The sequence below is a fragment of the Sphingopyxis macrogoltabida genome, assembly GCF_001307295.1.
GTDB classification, from domain to species: Bacteria; Pseudomonadota; Alphaproteobacteria; order Sphingomonadales; family Sphingomonadaceae; genus Sphingopyxis; species Sphingopyxis macrogoltabida_B.
On record NZ_CP012700.1, the window covers coordinates 304,048 to 324,573 of the forward strand.

Below are 20,526 nucleotides of genomic sequence, written 5' to 3' on the forward strand. Positions count from 1 at the left end.
CCGGAGCCGATTATCAGCGTGAGGCGACAGTGGTGGCGGGTGCGGCCAGCGGCTCGACTTCGCGGAGCGGAAAGCTGACCTGTTGCGACCCGACGGTACCGCGAACGCGATGTTCGCCGACGCGCAGCCTGAAGGGCTTGCCGGTGCGTTCCTCGACACCGCTGATGATGCGATGCTCGCCGACCTTGGTGACGGTATAGCTGTAGGTCACGCCGCGATGTTCGAAGCGGTGCGTTTCTTCGGCATGCGCCGCAACTGGCACCAGCGCAAACAGGCCGAAGACAGGAAGAATGACATTTTTCATAGCGCAAGTCCTTGTCTGAATGAACAAAACTTGCCTTTACGCCCCTCTCTCTTGTGCGGTGCAGCATGACTGGCATGCCGGGCAGCGGCAATTGCAAAAACCCGAATTGCGATTGCGCCGCAGCGCAGACCTTCAAGCGGCCGCGAAGCTCGACCGGCGGTTCCAGCCCGCCCAGCATGCGACAAGGCAGAGCAGCGCATAAGCGCCGAGCATTGTTGCCGGAATGGCAAGCGAATAGCTTGCCTCCTTCGGCCCGAACCAGTCGACCGCCTGTGCAAAGGCGAGCAGCGTCGCGAGCACCCACAGGCGCCGGTTGCCCGTGGGCGCCGCCGTGCGCCGGGCATAATAGACTAGTGCCCCGCCGATCAGCGCGATTTCGAGCGGCATTGCGAGGGCGGGATGGTTCCAGAGGCCGAAGCCGAGCTTCGGCGGCGCCCCGGCGAGCGTCAGGTCGGGGACATGGACGAGCAGGTCGACGAACCAGTGCGAAACGACGACCAATGCGGCGCCGATCGCGGCCTCGCGCCGTTTGGTGGCGAGCCAGATCAGCCCGCCGAAGATGGCGCCCCACAGCAGCGCGCCGAGCAGGCTGTGGGTGTAGGGCATATGATAGAGGTCCATCGGGTTCATCGCGGCGATACCCGGCACGATCCGCATCTTCTCGATGCCGGGCACGAGCAGCGCGGCAAAGCCGATATCGACGAGCTGAGCGGCGACGAACAGCGTCCCGAGCCCGGCGGCTTTCGGGCGGGCGGCGGCGACCAGCGCCGGAGCGAAATGGCCGATGAACATGCGTACGATGCTATCGATGCGGACCGCCTCGTCAAGCTCGACGCACTTGACCATCGGGGGGCGAAAGGGCCAAAGCAGGCGCCATGACGGACATTCCCGAACCTTCCGCCGAACCGGCTATCGCCTCGCTTTCGTTCGAGGCCGCGATGGGCGAACTGGAGACGATCGTGCGGCGGCTCGAAAGCGGCGACGTCAGCCTCGAGGAATCGGTGACGCTGTACGAGCGCGGCCATGCGCTGCGCACGCATTGCGAGGCGCGGCTTGCTGCGGCGCAAGCGCGGATCGAACAGGTCAGTCTCGGTGCGGACGGTCAGCCGGCGGGAACCACGCCTTTCGGCGAAAGCTGACCGGTGGCGAGCGTCGACAGCGATTCGGGCGAGACCCGGTTGCTCCTTGCCACGCAGGCCGAGGTCGTGGCCGGAATCGATCGCCTGTTCGACCAGTTGCTCCCCGTGCCCGTCGATCCGCGCGAGCGGCTTTATCAGGCGATGCGCCACGCCGCGATCGCGGGTGGCAAGCGGCTCCGGCCGCTGCTCGTCCGCGCGGCGGGCGACCTGTTTCACGTCGATCACCGGCTTTCGCTGCGTGTCGGCGCTGCGGTCGAGGCGATGCACGTGTATTCGCTGATCCACGACGATCTGCCGTGCATGGACAATGACGACATCCGCCGCGGCAAGCCGACCGTGCACAAAGCGTTCGACGAGGCCACCGCAGTGCTCGCGGGCGATTCGCTCCATGCGCTGGCATTCGAATGGCTTTGCGATCCGGCGACCAGCGCCGACCCGTTCATCCGCAGCGAGCTGTGCTGCGAGCTGGCGCGCTCTGCCGGGCCGGCTGGCATGGCGGGCGGTCAGATGATGGACCTCGCCGCCGAGACGTCGGACTTCGACCTGCGCACCGTGACGCGGCTTCAGCAGCTCAAGACCGGGGCGCTGATCGCCTTTTCGGTCGAGGCGGGGGCGATCCTGGCGCGCATCCCGCCCGAAGGCCGCACGCCGCTGCGCGGTTATGCGCGCGACATCGGGCTCGCCTTCCAGATCGCCGACGACATCATGGACGTCGAGGGCGACGAAGCGCTTGCCGGCAAGGCGCTGCACAAGGACGATGCCGCGGGCAAGGCGACCTTTGTCACGCTGATGGGGCTGGAGCGCGCGCGCGAACAGGCAACCGCGCTGGTCGACCAGGCGATCGGGCATCTGTCGGCTTATGGCGAAGAGGCGGCATTGCTGCGCGCTATCGCACGTTATGTGGTGGAAAGGGACCATTGATGCGCATTGGGGTTTATCCCGGAACATTCGATCCGATCACGCTCGGGCATATGGACATCATTCGCCGCGGCGCGAAGCTGGTCGATCGGCTGGTGATCGGGGTCACCACCAACATCACCAAGTCGCCGCTGTTCGACGATGACGAACGGATCGAAATGGTCCGCAACGAAGTGGCCGGGATCGATGGGGATATTCGCGTTGTCGGGTTCAATTCATTGCTCATGGATTTCGCCGAACGTGAGGGCGCCGGCGTCATCGTGCGCGGGCTGCGTGCGGTCGCCGATTTCGAATATGAATATCAGATGGCGGGGATGAACCAGCAGCTCAACGACCGCATCGAGACCGTCTTCCTGATGGCTGACGTCGGGCTACAGCCGATCGCGTCGCGGTTGGTCAAGGAAATCGCGATTTTCGGCGGCGATATCCACAAATTCGTCACTCCCGCGGTGTGCGAGGCGGTGGTGAGCCGAATCGCCGAGCGGGGCCTCCGTCAGGGCGAAGGCTGATCCCAATCATTGAGCGTTCAGCTTTTTCCCGCTAGGGCGCGCCTGACGGGGCGCAAACCGCAATTTATGACAAGGGCCGATCCAGCATGAAATTCACCTTCCGCCCCCTGGTTTTGACGGCGATGGCGCTCGGTCTTGCGGCTGCGGCCGTTGCGCAGGAAGCACCGCCCCCGCCGGGGCCGACGCCCGAAGAAACGCCGGCGCCGACCGAAGTGCCGGCCCCGCCGCCGCCCGTCGAAACGCCACCCGCGCCGCCTGCCGAAGCACCTGCTCCGGCCGCGGAAGCAACGACCGACGCGACGGCTGCAGTCGAGCCGCCGGCGATTCCCGCGATGCAGCCCGAGCAATATATGGGCGTCCCCGAATATATGTTGAACATCGATCTTTCGACCGGCGGCCGGGTGGTGATCCAGCTTTATCCGAACGTGGCGCCTAACCATGTCGAGCGGATCAAGCAGCTCGCGCGCGCGGGTTTCTATGACGGGGTGAAGTTCCACCGCGTGATCGACGGCTTCATGGCGCAGACGGGCGATCCGACCGCGACCGGGCAGGGCGGCTCGCAGCTTCCCGACCTCAAGGCCGAATTCAACCCGACCCCACACCTGCGCGGTACGGTGTCGATGGCGCGCGCCGAGAGCGAGGACAGCGCGAACAGCCAGTTTTTCATCATGCTGCAGCCGCGTTTTGCGCTCGACCGCCGTTACACCGCCTTCGGCCGCGTCGTTTCGGGCATGCAATATGTCGATGCGATCGCGAAGGGCGAACCGCCCGCGGTGATGTCGCGGATGGTGCAGGTGTCGGTCGCCGCCGACAACAAGCCCGTGCCGCCGCCCTCGATGCTGACCGAAACGCCGCCGGCCCCGCCGGCGCCCGAGGTCAGCGTCGACGAGCTCAACGCGCCGATCAAGCAGTAAGCGCGGGGACGCGCGAAGCAGGTCGGATTCCGGGCTATGCGCGTCGACGCCTTCGATTTCGAACTGCCTGGCGAGCGTATCGCGCTACGCCCGGCGCGGCCGCGCGATGCGGCGCGGATGCTGGTCGTCGCCGGGAACGAGATGGCCGACGCCGGCGTCGCGGAGCTGCCGAAATGGCTGCGTCCCGGCGATTGCCTCGTTTTCAACGACACGCGCGTGATCCCGGCGCAGCTCGAAGGGCGACGCGGTGAGGCGAAGATTGGCGCGACGCTGCACAAGCGCATCGACCTCCGCCGCTGGCAGGCGTTCGTACGCAATGCGAAGCGGCTGCGCGTCGGCGAGAGCGTGGATTTCGGCGCCGGGGTCGACGCGGTCGCCGAAGAGCGGCTGGCTGACGGCAGTTTCATCCTCGCCTTCGGCGGTGACGAACCGGTCGAGGTGCTGCTCGAACGCGCGGGCACGATGCCGCTGCCGCCCTATATTGCGGGTAAGCGCACGACCGACGAGGAGGATCGTGCCGATTACCAGACGATGTTCGCGCGCGAGGACGGGGCGGTTGCCGCGCCCACGGCAGCGTTGCACTTCACGCCCGGGCTACTCGACGCGCTGGCGGCGGCGGGCGTCGCCAGCGAAACGCTGACCCTGCATGTCGGCGCCGGTACCTTCCTGCCAGTGAAGGCCGACGACACCGAAGATCATGTCATGCACGCCGAATGGGGACGGATCGAAGCCGATACGGCGGAGCGGCTCAACGCCGTGCGTGCCGCGGGCGGGCGCGTGATCGCGGTCGGCACCACCAGCCTGCGCTTGCTCGAAAGCGCTGCCCGCGCCGACGGCACGATCGAACCCTTCGCCGGCGATACGTCGATCTTCATCACCCCTGGCTATCGTTTCAGGGCGATCGACGGGTTGATGACCAATTTCCACCTGCCGCGCTCGACCCTCTTCATGCTGGTCAGCGCGTTGATGGGGTTGGAAACGATGCAGGCGGCCTATGCACATGCCATTGCCGGAGGCTATCGCTTTTACAGCTATGGCGACGCCAGCCTGTTGCTGCCCGAGCGGTCCGTCTGAGCGTGGCGCGTGCTTGCGCGGTCATATGACGAAATAGGAACATAAAGAGAACATTTTCTCTTTCCTACATTATTCCAGCACCATAGCTTTTCCCCATTCTGACGCGAAACGGCGCCTCTCGGGCGCGAATCAGGGGAATGCTCATGAAGAAGATTTGCGGGCCGGCGCTGGCGCTGGCGGTACTGGCAACCGGGTGGCCGGCGACGGCGGCCGAGACAATCACCTACACCTATGACGGCAAGGGGCGTGTGGTGAAGGTCGTCCGCACCGGAACGGTGAACAACAATGTCACCGTCGAATATACCCACGACAAGGCCGACAATCGCACGCGATTGAAGACGACGAACTCGCCCAATCCGCCCCCGTAGGGCGCGCCTCCCTCGACGAAATCACTATTTTCAAGGGATAATCCGACATGAAACCGATCAATAAAACGGGCGCGCGCCGCGCCCGCCGCTTGCTTGCGTCCGCGGCATGGATGCCGCTCGCGATGCTGGCCTGTGGCCTGACATCGCCCGTTCAGGCGCAGGATGCGCCCGAACCCTATCGCAACGACGACGTCTATGGCGTCGATCTGACGACCGGCAGCTTCAATGTGAAGCTGCTCGAAGCTGCCATCGGACCGGCCGATGGCGGCGTGTCGATGGTGCGCTACCACGGCAAGAGCGGCTATGAGGATAACTGGTCGGGCGTTTTGAACCGGAACAGTTTAAGCGGACAGCCTCAGACCACTGTCAACTTTGGCAATATTTCCGAAAAGTTCAACTTGGTCGGCAGTGCTTGGGTGCCAGCGAAAGCGAATGGCGCGACTCTGACTGAAACGGCCCATCCTGACATCTACAACAAGGAGTATCTATACAGGGCGGCCGACGGGACAGAAATCGTCTTCAAGTCCCCCCCGCTGATTGCGTCGGTGACAGAGACATCGGGTTCGGTCACCTATCGTTGCGAAGAAGGCGGGCCGCTTTCGTCCAATTGCGCGCTTCCGGTTTCGGTAAAGCGCCCCGATGGCCAGAAATATGCGCTCTCGTGGAATGCTGTAAAACTCGCCCGCCCGGTAGGTGGGGTCTGGATGCCTGCCAATCAGGCGAATTATGACGTTTACATCCGTTTTGCGGGTGTCTCGTCCGCGTCGAGTTATGGCTTCGGTGTCAGTTATCAATCCAACGCACCCTTCCTGAACACGCCGCCGGCGGGATGGTATGTACGATCGGGCGCTACATTCTCCGATCAGGCGCAGGCGATGAATCCGGCGGATAAGCCGGTCGCAACCTACACCTACCCCGCATCGAACATCCTCGAAGTGACGACCGCGGACGGCGATGTCTGGCGCTTCACCAAGGGCACCAGCGGCACGGGGAACGGCCGGATCGTCGGCATCCAGCGCCCCGGCGCGACGAGCGATACCACCACGATCGCCTATGACAGCAGCGGCCGCGTCACATCGATCACCGACGACGGAGTGACGAAAACCTATAGCTGGGGCACGTTGGGCGCCAACACGGTTGTCGATACGACCGAAGCCGGGACCGATACCGGCCAGGCGGTGTCCAACCCCGTGGTCGGCCGGCCGACGACGGTCACCAACGGCACGTCGCAGACGGTCACCTATCAATATGATGCGAACAATCGCCGCACGCGGACGACGATGCCCGAGGGCAATTATGTCCAGACGACATATGATACGCGCGGCAATGTCACCGAGACGCGCGCGGTCGCCAAGTCGGGCAGCGGGCTCGCCGACGTCGTGACGACGGCCAATTTCGACGCAAGTTGTGCCAATGCGGCGAAGTGCAACAAGCCGAACTGGACGCAGGACGCGCTCGGCAACCGCACCAACTATACCTACGATACGACGCACGGACAGGTGACCAGGGTCCAGTTGCCGTCGCCGACCGCCGATGCGGCGGGAACCGAAACCGGCGTGCGGCCCGAAATCAACTACACCTACACGCCCAAAAAGGCGAAGATCCTGCAGGGCGGGGTGCTCGTCGACGCGCCCGACACGCAATACAAGGTTACGCAGATCACGACCTGCGCGACCGCGGCGACCTGTGCCGGCACCGCGAACGAGACCAAGGTCACGATCGCTTATAACAACAATCTGCTGCCGAGCAGCGTGACGACCGCGGCCGGCGACGGGTCGGTGACGTCGACCACCGCTTACACTTATGACGCGCGCGGCAATATCGCGAGCGTTGACGGGCCCTTGGCTGGCACGGCCGACACGACCTATTATTTTTACGGCCCCAACAATCTCTATTTTGGGATGATCGAGCCCGACCCCGACGGTGCAGGTACGCGCCCGCGCCGGGCGGAGCGGCGCACCTATTCGGACGGTTCGACGCCGCAGTCAATCTCGACGGGCACCGTCACCGGGACGACGTGGACCGACCTCACCGGTATGACGGCGTTGCAGACGGTTACCTATGCCTACGACGCCAACAAGAAGCTTATCAAGGAAACCACATCGACCCCGTCGGGCACCGTCGGCATCACCCAGTACAGCTATGACAGCAAGAAGCGGCTGCAATGCACCGCGGTGCGGATGAACCCGGCGACCTGGGCGTCGCTGCCGGCGAGCGCGTGCACCGCGGCGACGACGTCGACCGCCTATGGCCCCGACCGGATCACGCGCACCAGCTATGACGCTAACGACCGTCCGACCAAGGTCGAAAACGCCGTCGGCACGACCGCGGCGGCCGACGAGGTGCGCAGCGCCTATACCGCGAACGGGCAGGTCGATTATGTGATCGACGCCGAAAGCAATCGCACCACCTATGTCTATGACGGCCACGACCGGTTGTCGCAGACGCGCTATCCATCGACGACCAAGGGGGCGAACGCGAGCAATGCGAGCGATTATGAGGGGCTGACCTATGACGCGCGCAGCAGCGTCACCCAGCGCCGCCTGCGCGACGGCACGGCGATCGACTACAGCTATGACGATCTTGGCCGGTTGACGACGAAGAACCTGCCGGGGACCGAGCCCGACGTTACCTACGCCTATGACTATATGAGCCGCGCGACCGGGGTGACGCAGGGGACGCAGACGCACAGCTTTGCGCTTAACGCGCTCGGGCAAGTGACCGGTCAGACGGGGCCGCTCGGTACCGTCGGTTACAGCTATGACGCGGCGGGACGGCGGCTGACGATGAGCTATCCGGGCGGGACGCTGACGATCAATTATGATTATGACACGGTCGGCAACGTCACGAAGATCCGCGAAAATGGCGCGACGAGCGGCGTCGGCGTGCTCGCCGCCTATGCCTTCGACAATCAGGGGCGGCCGACGGGCGTCACCTTCGGCAACGGATCGGTGCAGAGCCTGACCTATGGGACGAGCACGACGACGCAGACCAACGGGCGGGTCGAGACGATCGTCAACAACCTCGGCGGTGCGGCGACGACGCACGACCTGACGCAGACCTTCGTCTATAATCCGGCGGGGCAGATCCAGAGCGTGGTGCGCAGCAACGACGCCTATGCCTGGGGTGCGCATTACAACGTCGACCGTCCCCACACGATCGACGGGCTCAATCGCATCGCGAGCGCGGGCTTCACCTATGACACGCGCGGCAACCTGACCAACGACGGGACCAACGCCTATACCTATACAGCGGAGAATCTGCTCAAGACCGCGCCGGGCAGTACCACGCTCGCCTATGACCCGCTCGGCCGGCTGTATCAGACGGTGAAGTCGCCCACGACGACGCGCTTCCTTTACGACGGCATCGACATGATCGGCGAATATGACGCGGCGAACGCGGTGCAGCGCCGCTATGTCCACGGCCCCGGCATCGACAACCCGATCGTCTGGTACGAAGGCAGCGCGATCAGCAATGCCACGCGGCGCTTCCTGATGGCCGACGAGCGCGGTAGCGTGGTGAGCGTGACCGACAGCACCGGTGCGACGGTGGGGCTCAACAGCTACGACGAATATGGGATTCCGGCGTCGGGCAATGTCGGGCGGTTCGGCTACACCGGGCAAGCGTGGCTGCCCGAGGCGAAGCTCTGGTATTACAAGGCGCGGATCTATTCGCCGGGGTTGGGACGGTTCTTGCAGACCGATCCGATTGGGTATCGGGATGGGATGAACTGGTATAACTACGTTGGTAGTGATCCGGTGAACTTTGTCGATCCGCTCGGTCTTTGTACACAGTTGGTTGGCGGAGAAGGGCCAGACGGCGGCGCTCCCTATCCTCCAGAAAATTGCCCAAAAGAGGGGTTCCAGTCTCCCTTGCTTGAGATGGAATTTCGCATGCTCGACTTTTACAATGTTGGTCAAAAAACAGTGCCGCATGGCAGGCCGTCGGTAGCCAAAGTAATTTGCGGTTTGGGCTGGGCTGGTGAAACACTGGGTGAACTGGCCGAAGACAATATGCTTGAGGCGGCTGTTGCAGGTGCTGCAGTTGGAGCCATGGCCGGTGGCCCTGGCAGCACTGCGACGGCTCCTGGCGGAGCAGTGGCTGGTCTTGCGATGGCTGGCGCAGTCACAGAGGTGGGAACTGCAGGGCAATTTGTCCAAGATATGGTGACGGCCCGTTCTCCACGAGACGTCGGTGTGGCGGCTTTTCGAGCTGGAACTGGTTCCGTAGGGCGCCTTGGTCGAGGGGCCGCGAACGCCATTTCGAAGGTCGGTCATTATCTCGATTCGGAAACACTTAAAAACGTCAACACCGTATTCGATGCTGTGGTAGATGGAGCTTTCTCGGCTGTGACCGGTCAGGCGTTCGACCCAGAAAGTCAGTGTTAACATGCGAATTCTAGGCTATTTTCTATTCTCTATTCTTCTCTTGGCGGCATTGAGTCTGATTTTTGATGAGGTTTCCGGTGATGGCTTCGGCATGGTCTATTATGCAGTAATACTATTCTGCGTAGTAATATCTTTGGCAATTGGAAGAAAGATAAAATTTCCTGTTGCTGATATTCTTGCTGTTAATAGCTTTTCTATGTTTTATTTGATTTTTTCGTTAGTTAAATATTATGATGGGATCGGGTCATCATTGATTTCTGTATTAATGGTATCATGCGTTATAGTTTCTTCTGTATATTTATTTTTGAGAATCATCGGATGGATAGGGCCAAAGCCTGGGTTCAGATAGAAATTGGATTAAGTTGGCCGAAGGTTGGTCTGATACCGGCCAGCCCATCTCGGATCTAGTTGTCGGGGGTTACGGTGACAGGTGCAATAACTCCCAAATGCAGGGAGATTGTGGTACCTGTCGCCTTACTTCGATACCCGCGTCAGCCCCTCGATTGATCCGATCCGGCGACAACGCCGGCTTGACCGGTTGAGTTTGCCCGGCTGCTTCGCCAATCGATGGCATGGCCCGGCTTCCCCGCATCGTGCTTCCCGGCATTCCGCATCATGTGAACCAGCGGGGCAATCGCCGCGAGCGCGTCTTCTGCGAGGATGGCGATTATGCGCTTTACCTCGATCTTCTCGCGGACGCGGCGAGCAGGGCGGCGGTAGGCATGTGAGGCCGCTAATCTGTGGCGTAACCGTCCGCAATCGCCAGCCCCCGCCATCCTAAGCCTAAGCCGGAAAATTTCTAATGTCCGTCGCGTGGGGTGGTGCGTCTATAGGCTCATGCTTCTAAATTCGCAGGACATGCCGGCCGGCCATGCAGCCCTCAAGAGACCAGCTCGATCTGGGGCGCCGCTGGCGTCCCGCGCTTCTGTCCTACTTCCTCCGGCGCGTGCGCGACCATGCCGAGGCCGAGGATCTGACGCAGGAACTGCTTGCGAAGCTGCTGAAGCATGACGGCGACGATTTCGCCTCGCCCGAAGCCTATATCTTCCAGATGGCGTCCAACCTGCTCGCGGACCGCGCGCGGCGGCAGAAGGTGCGCGCGCAATATCGCGAGTTCGTCGGCCGCAGCGAGGATGCGGGGATCGATCCGATCGATCCGTTCCGCATCGCGGCGGGGCGCGCCGAACTGGCCGACCTGGCGCGCGCGCTGGGCGCGCTGCCCGAACGGACGCAGACGATCTTCATCCTCTACCGGCTCGAAAACCTGTCGCAGGACCGGATTGCCGAAACCTTCGGTATTTCGGTGAGCGCGGTGAAGAAACATGTCGCGCGCGCGATGGCGGGGCTGATGAAAGCCATGAGGAGCGCGCCATGAGCGCCGGCGACGACGCGATCGAAGCCGCGGCGCTGTGGTGCGTGCAACTGTCCGAGGGCGAACTGGGCGAGCAGGAATGGCGCCGGTTCGAGGCGTGGCTCGAAACTCCCGGCCACGCCGGCCTGTTCCAGGATGCGGCCGCCGTCTGGCAGGCGTCGGGGGCGGTTGGCGACTGGCCTGAGGTCATCGCGCTGCGGACCAGGGCGCTCAATCGCTTCGGCAACGCAAAGCAGCGGCGCTGGCCCGTCGCCTCGCCGGGGCGGCTCAAATGGGCGACGGGCTATGCTGCGGCGCTGCTGCTCGTCGTGACGGTGACGTTGTTCTGGTATGGCAACCGGCCGCGGCAATATGAAACGGGGATCGGCGAGCGGCAGGTCGCGGTGCTTGCCGACGGATCGCACGTCTCGCTCGACGCGGTGACCGCGATGAAAGTGCGGATGAAGGACGAGGGGCGGCAGGTCGAACTCGTCGAAGGGCGCGCCAAATTCGATGTCGCGAAGGATCCGCTGCGCCCGTTCACCGTCGCCGCGGGCGACAAGCTGATCGTCGCGGTCGGCACTTCGTTCAGCGTCGAGCTGATCGGCGGACAGGTGCGCGTTGTTCTGTACGAAGGGCAGGTCGAGGTTCGCGACCGCGCCGATACGGCGCGCGTGGCGGGGGCTGCGGCGCGGCGGCTGGTAATGCGGCCGGGCAGCGAGCTGGTCGGGGCGGTCGGCTCCAGCGAGCCCGCACAGCTCACGCGGCCCGACCTGTCGCAGTCGCTGAGCTGGGAGCAGGGGCTGGTCAATTTCGAGGGCGAGCCGCTGGCAAGCGCGGTCGAACGGATGAATCGCTATTCGGCCAAGCGCATCCGCATCGCCGATCCGGCGCTCGGCGCGATCCGGGTCGACGGCGTCTATCGCGCCGGCGATCTCGACGCCTTCGTGGAAGGGATTACCGCGCTGCACCCGGTACGGCAGAATACCTTGGGCGAAGAGATCATTCTGCAGGGCAAATGACAAATGCGGTGGCCAGTGCCGGACGGGACAGGCAGCGCGATGGTCAAGAAAGTTTACGAACGGGAAACTGGCAGATCGTCAAATTTACCTAATCGCAATTCATTATCGCCATAGCGAAAGCAGGAGTGGGGCCAGCAAGAGACCGTATTCGATGGAAATGCCAGCGCGGATCGAATCCGACGACGGAGGGAACGTCGTCAACGAGAGTGTGTCGCGCGGCTTTTTCGGCAAGCTGGGCGCGCGCAAGGCGTCCCAAGGTGCCGCGACCGCGACTCTGGCGACCCAAGATGCGCTGCTCCTCCTTCGGAATTACGAGGAAAGCGGACAGGGCTGGTTCTGGTCGACCGACGCGCAGGGCCGCATCACCTATATCACCGATGCGACAGCGGCGCTGATGGGGCGAACGGGAAGGCAGTTGCTCGGCACCGCCTTTACCGAATTGTTCCTGCCGGTCGACAGTCAGGGCGAGCGGCAGCGGACCTTGCCCTTCCTACTCACCAAACAGTCGAAGTTCGAAGAGCTGCCGCTACGCAGCGCGTTCGAGGGCGACGATCGCTGGTGGGCGGTGTCGGGGCGGCCGCAGTTCGATGGCGCCGGCAATTTCGCCGGCTATCGCGGCAGCGGCATGGACATCACGGCGCAGCGCCGGTCGGCCGAAGACGCCTCGCGGCTCGCGCTCTACGACTCGCTGACGGGGCTCGCCAACCGTTTCAACATCTCGAAAACGCTCGAAACGACGCTGTCCGCCTTTGCCACCCAGCAGCGTTCGTGCGCGATCATGCTGCTCGACCTCGACCGCTTCAAGCAGGTCAACGACACGCTCGGCCATCCGGCGGGCGACGCCTTGCTCAAACAGGTCGCGGAGCGCCTGCTCAAGATCGTCGGCGACAAGGAAATGGTCAGCCGGCTGGGCGGCGACGAATTCCAGATCATCCTCCCCGATCAGGAGGACCGCGGCAAGCTGGGCGATCTGGCCGCCGACATCATCGCCAGCCTGTCGCAGCCCTATTCGGTCGAAGGCAGCCGATGCATCATTGGCGCGTCGGTCGGCGTCGCAATCGCGCCGTTCGACGGTACGAGCCGCGACGATCTGGTGCGGAACGCCGATCTTGCCCTCTATGCCGCGAAGGGCAACGGCCGCGGCCGTTTCCGCTTCTATTCGAACGACCTGCATCAGGCGGCCGAGGATCGCCGCGCGCTCGAGGAAGATCTGCGCGACGCACTCTCGCGCGGCGAGATGCAGCTCGGTTATCAACCCGTCGTCCAGTCCAAATCGAACATGGTGACCGGGGTCGAAGCGCTGGTCCGCTGGAACCATCCGGAGCGGGGGATGATTTCGCCTGCGGCCTTCGTGCCGATCGCCGAAGAGGCGAATATGATCTGGTCGCTCGGCGAATGGGTGTTGCGCAAGGCATGCGAGGACGCGGCAAGCTGGCCCGGCGACATGCGCGTCGCGGTGAATGTCTCGCCGATCCAGTTCGCGAACGAGGAATTGCCGAAGATCGTCGCGAGCGCGCTCGCCTCGACCGGCCTGCCGCCCGACCGGCTCGAACTCGAAATCACCGAAAGCGTCTTCCTTGGCGATTCGGCCGAGACGGCGCGCATGTTCAAGGCGCTGAAGGGTCTGGGTGTCCGGCTGGCGCTCGACGATTTCGGCACCGGCTATTCCTCGCTCGGCTATCTGCAGTCGGCGCCGTTCGACAAGATCAAGATCGACCAGAGCTTCGTGCGCGGCGCGACGGTGCCGGGGTCGCGCAATGCGGCGATCATCGCCGCGATCGTCGCGCTCGCCGAGGCGCTCGAGATGGAAACGACCGCCGAGGGCATCGAATCGCTCGACCAGCTCGACCTCGTCCGCAAGCTGGGGGTCAGCCATGTGCAGGGCTATGTTTACAGCAAGGCGGTGGCGCATGCCGAACTGCTCGAACATGCCGAGGCGCGATCGTGGACCATCAAGCCGGCCGGCCCGGCCAAGCAGCGCAACGACCGTTTCCAGATGTTCCGCAAGGCGGGCGCGATCCACGACAATCATCGCTATGCCGTGGTCATCCGCAACCTGTCGGCAACGGGCGCCTTTATCGAAGGCATTATCGATGTGCCGACCGGCACCCGGTTCGTCATCGATTTCGGGGAAGGCCAACTGGCGACCGCGACGGTGCGGCGGTCGATGAAGCACCAGCAGGGCGTCGAATTCGAACAATCGCTGGTCAGCGACGGCAATGGCGGGCTGTGCACGCGCCACCGCGTCTCGCCCTATCTGATTGCCGCAGCCACCCAGCAATCGGGTGGTTTGTCGGTTCCGCTGTTTTCGACAACCAGCGACTATACCGGAACCTGATCGTCCGCCGCCCGTTTCGTCTTCGACGTTTTATCGACGGAGAAGAAGAATGGCAGAAACGAAAATCTTCGCCCGGCTGAAGGCCGACCACGACCGGCACCGCAAATTGCTCGACCAGATCGATGCGACGCAGGGCGACAGCGACGACCGCGAAAAGCTGTTCGAGGCGTTTCGCATCGAGGTGACCGCGCATGCGGCGTCCGAAGAGATGTCGCTTTACGCGACGATGCTCGCCGATCCCGACCTCCGCGAAGAGGCGCAGCACAGCGTGTCGGAGCATAAGGAAATCGACGACATGCTCACTGAACTCTATGAGATGGATTTTGCCTCGACCGGCTGGCTGACGCGTTTTCGCACGATGAAGCACCGCTATCTCCACCATATCGACGAGGAGGAGGAAGAGATGTTCCCTGCCGCCGAGAAGGAGCTGTCCGACGCGCGGAAGAAGGAACTGATCAAGATTTTCGAAAAGGAAAAGCCGAAGGAAAAGGCAAAGGCGGCGGCCGAGGAGCCGTCGAGCGAAGAGGCGCGGGACTAACCCCGCCTCGACTTTCCGCGTCTTCCCCGTCATAGGCGCGCGCCATGACCGACAGATTCGCCTTTCGGGTCGCCGCGACCGACGGCGCCGCGCGCACCGGCGTCATTGCCATGCGGCGCGGCGAGATCCGTACCCCCGCTTTCATGCCCGTCGGCACCGCCGCGACGGTGAAGGCGATGCGCCCCGCCGAAGTGCGCGCAACCGGCGCCGACATCATCCTCGGCAACACCTATCATCTGATGCTGCGGCCCGGCGCCGAGCGGATGGCGCGGCTCGGCGGTCTCCACAATTTCATGGGCTGGGACCGCCCGATCCTGACCGACAGCGGCGGCTATCAGGTGATGAGTCTGTCGGCGCTGACCAAGCAGAGCGAGGAAGGCGTCGCGTTCAAGAGCCACCTCGACGGCTCGCGGCATATGCTGACCCCCGAACGCTCGATGGAGATCCAGCGGCTGCTCGGCAGCGACATCGTGATGGCGTTCGACGAATGCCCGCCGAACGGCGTCGATGCGAAACGCGCCGAAGCGAGCATGGAACGTTCGATGCGCTGGGCGGCGCGCAGCCGTGCGGGCTTCGATGCGGGCGTCGAGCATGCGGAGCGGGCGGCGCTGTTCGGCATCCAGCAGGGATCGCTGGATGAGACATTGCGCGCCCGTTCGGCGGCGGCACTGACCGACATTGGCTTCGACGGTTATGCGATCGGCGGACTTGCCGTTGGTGAGGGACAGGAGGCGATGTTCGGCGTACTCGATTATGCGCCCGGCCAGCTACCCGCCGACAAGCCGCGCTATCTGATGGGCGTCGGCAAGCCCGACGACCTTGTCGGCGCGGTCGCGCGCGGGGTCGATATGTTCGATTGCGTGTTGCCGACGCGGTCGGGGCGCAACGGGCAGGCCTTCACGTGGGACGGCCCGGTCAATATCCGCAATGCGAAGCATGCCGAGGACATGGCGCCGCTTGACGCCGACTGTTACTGTCCGGTCTGCATGACCTGGTCGCGCGCCTATCTCCACCACCTTGTCCGCGCCGGCGAGATGCTCGGCGCGATGCTGATGACGCAGCACAACCTGCATTTCTATCAGGCGCTGATGCAGCGGATGCGCGATGCGATCGCGGCGGGAAGCTTTGCGGCGTTCCGGCAGGACTTCGAAGCGCGCTATCGGCGCTGAGATCAGCTCAGCTTGTTGAGAAGGTCGAGCATCGACTGCGGGATCGATTCATCGACCGCAGAATCATAGGCCCGGCGCAGCGCGAGGTTTACATCCTGCGCCTTGCGGGGACTTTTCTTTTCGGCATCTTTCCCGGCCGGCTTTTCAGGCGACGAACGGGGTTCAGATGGCATTATCGAAGCATCCGCTGGACATGGGGCCTTGTGCTAAACGTGCGTTCGTCAAACTGCAATGGCGCGTTTGCTCCTTCCGCAGGAAACTATTTTGCGGCTAAATCGTTCCGTTACGGCGTAATTTGTCCGGCGCAGAACGTGCCACGGCCGGGTTTCGCTTGGTTTCGTGCGGGTTTCGGGGCAGGCTCTGGCCTGTATCAGGAGGTATATCATGTCATTGGGTCAGGCGATTGCGCCGCATCTTCCCTATCTGAGGCGCTATGGCCGCGCCATTTCGGGGAGCCAGCAGAGCGGCGATGCGCTGGTCGCGCGCCTGCTCGAGACGCTGGTCACAAATCCCGGCTCGGTCGACACCGGCAGCGACCTTCGCATCCAGCTTTATCGTATGGTTCACGATAATTTCGGCTTGATGAACCAACAGGCAGCGAATGACGATCAGAAGGCGCTTTCCGAAATCGCAATCGCCGACGCACGGCTGCGCCGTATTCCGTCGCTTGCGCGGCAGGCATTGCTCCTAACCGCGGTCGAGGGATTCAGCGCCGAAGATACTGGCCGGATCATCGGTCGCGACGCCGAATCGGTCGATGCGCTGATCGCCGAAGCAACCGACGAGATCGATCGCCAGACGCGCGCGCGCATCCTGATCATCGAGGATGAGCCGATCATCGCAATGGATATCGAAATGATCGTCCGCGATCTGGGGCACGACGTTGTCGCGGTCGCGACAACGCACCGCGAGGCCGTCGACGAAGCGCAAAAGCATCAGCCGGGGCTGGTGCTCGCGGACATCCAGCTCGCCGACAACAGCTCGGGCATCGAAGCGGTGCAGGAAATCCTTTCCGATGTGAAGTTGCCGGTCATCTTCATCACCGCTTTTCCCGAACGGCTGCTGACCGGCGACCGCCCCGAGCCGGCGTTCCTGCTGACCAAGCCCTATCAGCCCGCGACGCTGCGCGCGGCGATTTCGCAGGTGCTGTTCTTCGACGAAAGCACGGTGCCGGCCTGAATTAGCCCTATCATCATTGCGAACGTAGCGAAGCAATCCAAGGCGTGACAAGCCGCTCTGGATTGTTTCGCTGCGCTCGCAATGACGAGGTGGGGGTTGCGACCTTGCAGATGGCAAGCGATAGCGGCTGTCGATGACCGCACTTCACGCTTCCGCCCGCCAGTCGGCGCTCGATCGACTGACTGCGCACGCCCCGTTTCTCGCGCGTCTAGCCGATCTCAACCCCGATGATGTCGCGCGTTTCCTTGCCGAAGGCACCGACGCCGCGCTAGCGGCCGTGACCGCCCCGCCGGTCGACGACGATATCATGCGCACGCTTCGCCAGTGGCGCGGGCGGATGGCGCTGCTCCTCGCGCTGGGCGACCTGTCGGGCGAGCATGATGTGGCGACGACGACGCGGTTGCTGACGGACTTTGCCGATGAAGCCTGCGATGCGGCGCTTGCTGCAGCTTTTGCCGAACGCGTGCCGGGCGAAGAACCGCGCGGGCTCGCGGTGATCGCGCTCGGCAAGCTCGGCAGTTACGAACTCAACTATTCGTCGGACATCGATCCGATCCTCATCTTCGACCCCGACGCCATGCCGCGGCGCCAGCGCGACGACCCCGACGAAGCAGCGGTGCGGATCGCGCGGCGGATGGTCGAAATCTTGTCGGCGCGCACGGGCGACGGCCATGTGCTGCGCGTCGATCTGCGTTTGCGGCCGCATCCCGAAGTCACGCCGATCGTGTTGCCGGTGAATGCCGCGATTTCCTATTATGAATCGGAGGCGCTGGCGTGGGAGCAGGCGGCGTTTATCCGCTCGCGCGCGTCGGCCGGCGACCGGGTGCTTGGCGAGCGTTTCCTGGGCGCGATCCAGCCCTTTATCTGGCGCCGCAGTCTCGATTTCCGCCAGCTCAAGGAAATCGGCGCGATGAGCGATCGCATCCGCGACCATTTCGCGCAGGGGCAGGCGTTCGGTCCGGGTTACGACCTGAAGCGCGGTCGCGGCGGAATTCGCGAGATCGAGTTTTTCGCGCAGGTCCACCAGCTCATCTACGGCGGGCGCGATCCGTCGCTGCGCCCGCCCGCCACGGTCGATGCGCTCGCGGCGCTTGCCGAGGCGGGGCGGATCGAGGCTGAAATCGCCAAGCGCCTGTCGGGCCATTACGCGACGCTACGCCGTGTCGAGCATCGGCTGCAGATGATCGAGGATCAACAGACGCATAGTCTGCCGGTGCAGCCGGCGGCGCTCGATTGCGTCGCCCGGCTCGACGGGCATGCCGACGGTGCGGCGCTGCTCGCGATGCTGGAGCCCGTCGTGACCGATGTCGGCGCCTGCTACGACCGGCTCGTCGCCGAACGTGCGGTGACCGCTGGCCTGCCGAAGGGCGAAGGTGAACTGGCGGCGCAGCTCATGGGTGCCGGGTTCGACCCGCCCGATGCGGCGCTGCGCACGATTGCCGAATGGCGCGGCGGCAAACAGCGCGCGCTGCGCAGTCCGGCGGCGCTCGATGCGCTGGAAACGTTGCTGCCCGAACTGGTGAAGGCACTCGGCGCCGCGCCGGATCCCGATGGCGCGTTGCTGCGCTTCGACAAACTTGTCGCCGGCCTGCCGAGCGCGGTCAATTTCTTCCACCTGCTCGCGGCTCAGCCGGCGCTTGCGAAGGTCGCGACGCGCGTCCTGTCGCTCGCGCCGACGCTCGCCGATGCGCTGGCGACGCGGGTCGAACTGATCGAGGGTCTGATCGACAGCCGTGCCTTCGATGCGCCCGCCGACACCGAAGCCTTGCGCGCCGAATGGGCACCGGGGCTGGCGGGGCTCGATTATGAGCGGCTGCTCGATCGCGTACGCGATCGCGTCGGCGAGCGGCGCTTCGCCTATGGCGTGCAATTGATCGCCGGAGCGACCGATCCTTTGATCATCGCGCGCGGTTACGCCGATCTCGCCGAGGCGGCGCTCGGGGTGCTTGGCGACGCGACCGTTGCCGAATTCGTCGCGGCGCACGGACGCATTGCGGACAGCGAACTGATCGTGCTGGCGCTCGGCCGGCTGGGCGGGCGGGCGCTGACCCACGCGTCGGACCTCGATCTCATCTATCTGTTCACCGGCGACCATCTCGCCGAATCGGACGGACCGCGGCCGCTGGGTGCGACGACCTATTACAACCGCCTTGCGCAGCGGGTGACCGCAGCGATGTCGGTGCCGACCGCGGCAGGCAAGCTGTATGACGTCGATACGCGGCTCCGCCCGTCGGGGGAGCAGGGGCCGCTCGTCGTCACGCTCGACAGCTTCGAACGCTACCAGCGCGAGGAGGCGTGGACGTGGGAGCATATGGCGCTGCTTCGCGCGCGTCCCGTCTATGGATCGGCCGGGCCCCGGGCCGATGTCGGCCGGATCATCGCCGAACTGCTCTCGATGCCGCGCGATCCTGCGAAGCTGGCACAGGACGCGGCAGAAATGCGCGACAGGATAGCGGCGCATAAGCCCCCCAAAGGGACGCTCGATATCAAGGGCGGACCCGGCGGGCTCGTCGACCTCGAATTCGCGATGCAGGTGACGCAGCTTGCCAGCGGGCAATGTCACGACCCCAATATCGCCGCCGCGCTGGCGTGCCTGAAGGCAGCCGGACTTGCGCCGGCGGAGGTGTGTGACGCGCACGGGCTGCTGGCGCGAATGCTCGTGATGCTGCGTCTCACCGCGCCCGAGGGCGAGCCAGCCACCGCCGCAGCGCGGCAACTTGTCGCGAGTGCGTGCGGCGAGCCGGGCTGGCCGCAACTGCTTGCCGCGCACGACGCGGCACGGCAGGAGGTCGCGAGCTGGTGGGCATCGATTCGCCCGCAAATGCCGGTACAGCAGGAGACAGGATCATGAGCGGCCCGCAAATCGGAGATGCCATTCCGGCGGTCAAACTTCTCGATGCCGACGGCGCGACGATCGACGTCGCCGCGATGAAGGGCGCGCCGCTGGTCGTCTATTTCTACCCCAAGGCCGATACGCCCGGCTGTACGGTCGAGGCGCAGGATTTCACGCGTCTCGCGCCCGAATTCGCGCATCTGAAGGCGCAGGTGCTCGCGGTGTCGCGCGACGCGCCGGCGAAGCTCTGCAAGTTCCGCGACAAATACGGGCTGACCGTCCGCCTCGCTTCGGACGAGGACGGCGCGGTGTGCGAAGCGTTCGGCACATGGGTCGAAAAGCAGAATTACGGCCGCACCTATATGGGGATCGAACGCTCGACCTTCCTGTTCGGTGCCGACGGCAAGCTGGCGAAGGAATGGCGCAAGGTCCGCGTGAAAGGCCATGCCGAGGCGGTGCTGGAGGCGGCGAAGGCGCTCTGA

General features: G+C 64.1%; 19 protein-coding genes. 16 read left to right on the forward strand and 3 right to left on the reverse strand.

Annotated features, from left to right (window positions below; genetic code table 11):
- Positions 1–13: 13 nt before the first annotated feature.
- Positions 14–304, reverse strand: coding sequence for a hypothetical protein (locus tag AN936_RS01530; protein ID WP_054586602.1), 291 nt, complete (start codon positions 302–304; stop codon positions 14–16).
- A gap of 132 nt (positions 305–436) precedes the next feature.
- Entirely contained in the window at positions 437–1,096 is a 660-nt protein-coding gene (locus AN936_RS01535; RefSeq protein WP_054590030.1) for a hypothetical protein, read from the reverse strand.
- An 83-nt stretch (positions 1,097–1,179) separates the two neighbouring features.
- Between AN936_RS01535 and AN936_RS01540 the strand changes: the two genes are divergently transcribed.
- From AN936_RS01540 to tgt, 13 genes are all read left to right on the forward strand, one after another.
- Positions 1,180–1,443, forward strand: a complete 264-nt coding sequence (locus AN936_RS01540; protein WP_054586603.1) for an exodeoxyribonuclease VII small subunit — start codon at positions 1,180–1,182, stop codon at positions 1,441–1,443.
- A gap of 66 nt (positions 1,444–1,509) precedes the next feature.
- Positions 1,510–2,364, forward strand: a complete 855-nt coding sequence (locus AN936_RS01545) for a polyprenyl synthetase family protein (RefSeq protein ID WP_420496841.1) — start codon at positions 1,510–1,512, stop codon at positions 2,362–2,364.
- On the forward strand, positions 2,364–2,870 hold the full coding sequence (coaD, locus tag AN936_RS01550) for a pantetheine-phosphate adenylyltransferase (protein WP_054586604.1): 507 nt from the start codon (positions 2,364–2,366) through the stop codon (positions 2,868–2,870). Before AN936_RS01545 ends, coaD begins: the two co-directional genes overlap by 1 nt.
- Positions 2,871–2,992: 122 nt before the next feature.
- Complete coding sequence (locus AN936_RS01555; RefSeq protein WP_084758605.1) at positions 2,993–3,784, forward strand: peptidylprolyl isomerase; 792 nt, start codon at positions 2,993–2,995, stop codon at positions 3,782–3,784.
- Between the two features lie 36 nt (positions 3,785–3,820).
- Positions 3,821–4,858, forward strand: coding sequence for a tRNA preQ1(34) S-adenosylmethionine ribosyltransferase-isomerase QueA (queA, locus tag AN936_RS01560; protein WP_054586606.1), 1,038 nt, complete (start codon positions 3,821–3,823; stop codon positions 4,856–4,858).
- A 143-nt stretch (positions 4,859–5,001) separates the two neighbouring features.
- A complete protein-coding gene (locus AN936_RS01565; protein WP_234715707.1) occupies positions 5,002–5,226 on the forward strand; it encodes a hypothetical protein in 225 nt (74 codons plus the stop codon).
- 47 nt (positions 5,227–5,273) lie between these two features.
- A complete protein-coding gene (locus tag AN936_RS01570) occupies positions 5,274–9,614 on the forward strand; it encodes an RHS repeat domain-containing protein (RefSeq protein ID WP_054586607.1) in 4,341 nt (1,446 codons plus the stop codon).
- A 572-nt stretch (positions 9,615–10,186) separates the two neighbouring features.
- Positions 10,187–10,342, forward strand: coding sequence for a hypothetical protein (locus AN936_RS23915; RefSeq protein WP_201782957.1), 156 nt, complete (start codon positions 10,187–10,189; stop codon positions 10,340–10,342).
- Between the two features lie 143 nt (positions 10,343–10,485).
- On the forward strand, positions 10,486–10,989 hold the full coding sequence (locus AN936_RS01575; RefSeq protein WP_054586608.1) for an RNA polymerase sigma factor: 504 nt from the start codon (positions 10,486–10,488) through the stop codon (positions 10,987–10,989).
- On the forward strand, positions 10,986–11,987 hold the full coding sequence (locus AN936_RS01580) for a FecR family protein (protein WP_054586609.1): 1,002 nt from the start codon (positions 10,986–10,988) through the stop codon (positions 11,985–11,987). The genes AN936_RS01575 and AN936_RS01580 overlap by 4 nt, the downstream gene beginning before the upstream one ends.
- A gap of 151 nt (positions 11,988–12,138) precedes the next feature.
- A complete protein-coding gene (locus tag AN936_RS01585; protein ID WP_054586610.1) occupies positions 12,139–14,325 on the forward strand; it encodes a putative bifunctional diguanylate cyclase/phosphodiesterase in 2,187 nt (728 codons plus the stop codon).
- A gap of 49 nt (positions 14,326–14,374) precedes the next feature.
- Positions 14,375–14,863, forward strand: coding sequence for a hemerythrin domain-containing protein (locus AN936_RS01590; RefSeq protein ID WP_054586611.1), 489 nt, complete (start codon positions 14,375–14,377; stop codon positions 14,861–14,863).
- Positions 14,864–14,907: 44 nt separating this feature from the next.
- Positions 14,908–16,032, forward strand: a complete 1,125-nt coding sequence (gene tgt, locus AN936_RS01595) for a tRNA guanosine(34) transglycosylase Tgt (protein WP_054586612.1) — start codon at positions 14,908–14,910, stop codon at positions 16,030–16,032.
- 2 nt (positions 16,033–16,034) lie between these two features.
- Here tgt and AN936_RS24965 read toward each other — a convergent pair whose 3' ends face one another.
- Positions 16,035–16,205 carry a NepR family anti-sigma factor gene (locus AN936_RS24965; RefSeq protein ID WP_158500030.1) on the reverse strand — a complete coding sequence of 57 codons (171 nt, stop codon included), beginning with the start codon at positions 16,203–16,205 and terminating at the stop codon, positions 16,035–16,037.
- A 211-nt stretch (positions 16,206–16,416) separates the two neighbouring features.
- Here AN936_RS24965 and AN936_RS01600 point away from each other — a divergent pair, with 211 nt between their 5' ends.
- From AN936_RS01600 to AN936_RS01610, 3 genes are all read left to right on the forward strand, one after another.
- Complete coding sequence (locus tag AN936_RS01600) at positions 16,417–17,211, forward strand: response regulator (RefSeq protein WP_054586613.1); 795 nt, start codon at positions 16,417–16,419, stop codon at positions 17,209–17,211.
- A gap of 133 nt (positions 17,212–17,344) precedes the next feature.
- Positions 17,345–20,062: a bifunctional [glutamine synthetase] adenylyltransferase/[glutamine synthetase]-adenylyl-L-tyrosine phosphorylase gene (locus AN936_RS01605; protein WP_054586614.1), complete on the forward strand. Its 2,718-nt coding sequence runs from the start codon at positions 17,345–17,347 to the stop codon at positions 20,060–20,062.
- Positions 20,059–20,526 (forward strand): peroxiredoxin, encoded by a 468-nt coding sequence (locus tag AN936_RS01610; protein ID WP_054586615.1) that lies wholly within the window; start codon positions 20,059–20,061, stop codon positions 20,524–20,526. Before AN936_RS01605 ends, AN936_RS01610 begins: the two co-directional genes overlap by 4 nt.

Coding starts and splice junctions, on each gene's coding strand:
- AN936_RS23915 (WP_201782957.1), top strand. CDS start 10,187: ATGGCCCGGCTTCCCCGCATCGTGCTTCCCGGCATTCCGCATCATGTG.
- AN936_RS01530 (WP_054586602.1), bottom strand. CDS start 304: ATGAAAAATGTCATTCTTCCTGTCTTCGGCCTGTTTGCGCTGGTGCCA.
- AN936_RS01580 (WP_054586609.1), top strand. CDS start 10,986: ATGAGCGCCGGCGACGACGCGATCGAAGCCGCGGCGCTGTGGTGCGTG.
- AN936_RS01590 (WP_054586611.1), top strand. CDS start 14,375: ATGGCAGAAACGAAAATCTTCGCCCGGCTGAAGGCCGACCACGACCGG.
- coaD (WP_054586604.1), top strand. CDS start 2,364: ATGCGCATTGGGGTTTATCCCGGAACATTCGATCCGATCACGCTCGGG.
- queA (WP_054586606.1), top strand. CDS start 3,821: ATGCGCGTCGACGCCTTCGATTTCGAACTGCCTGGCGAGCGTATCGCG.
- AN936_RS01565 (WP_234715707.1), top strand. CDS start 5,002: ATGAAGAAGATTTGCGGGCCGGCGCTGGCGCTGGCGGTACTGGCAACC.
- AN936_RS01610 (WP_054586615.1), top strand. CDS start 20,059: ATGAGCGGCCCGCAAATCGGAGATGCCATTCCGGCGGTCAAACTTCTC.
- AN936_RS01535 (WP_054590030.1), bottom strand. CDS start 1,096: ATGTTCATCGGCCATTTCGCTCCGGCGCTGGTCGCCGCCGCCCGCCCG.
- AN936_RS01570 (WP_054586607.1), top strand. CDS start 5,274: ATGAAACCGATCAATAAAACGGGCGCGCGCCGCGCCCGCCGCTTGCTT.
- tgt (WP_054586612.1), top strand. CDS start 14,908: ATGACCGACAGATTCGCCTTTCGGGTCGCCGCGACCGACGGCGCCGCG.
- AN936_RS24965 (WP_158500030.1), bottom strand. CDS start 16,205: ATGCCATCTGAACCCCGTTCGTCGCCTGAAAAGCCGGCCGGGAAAGAT.
- AN936_RS01575 (WP_054586608.1), top strand. CDS start 10,486: ATGCAGCCCTCAAGAGACCAGCTCGATCTGGGGCGCCGCTGGCGTCCC.
- AN936_RS01540 (WP_054586603.1), top strand. CDS start 1,180: ATGACGGACATTCCCGAACCTTCCGCCGAACCGGCTATCGCCTCGCTT.
- AN936_RS01600 (WP_054586613.1), top strand. CDS start 16,417: ATGTCATTGGGTCAGGCGATTGCGCCGCATCTTCCCTATCTGAGGCGC.
- AN936_RS01555 (WP_084758605.1), top strand. CDS start 2,993: ATGGCGCTCGGTCTTGCGGCTGCGGCCGTTGCGCAGGAAGCACCGCCC.
- AN936_RS01605 (WP_054586614.1), top strand. CDS start 17,345: ATGACCGCACTTCACGCTTCCGCCCGCCAGTCGGCGCTCGATCGACTG.
- AN936_RS01585 (WP_054586610.1), top strand. CDS start 12,139: ATGGAAATGCCAGCGCGGATCGAATCCGACGACGGAGGGAACGTCGTC.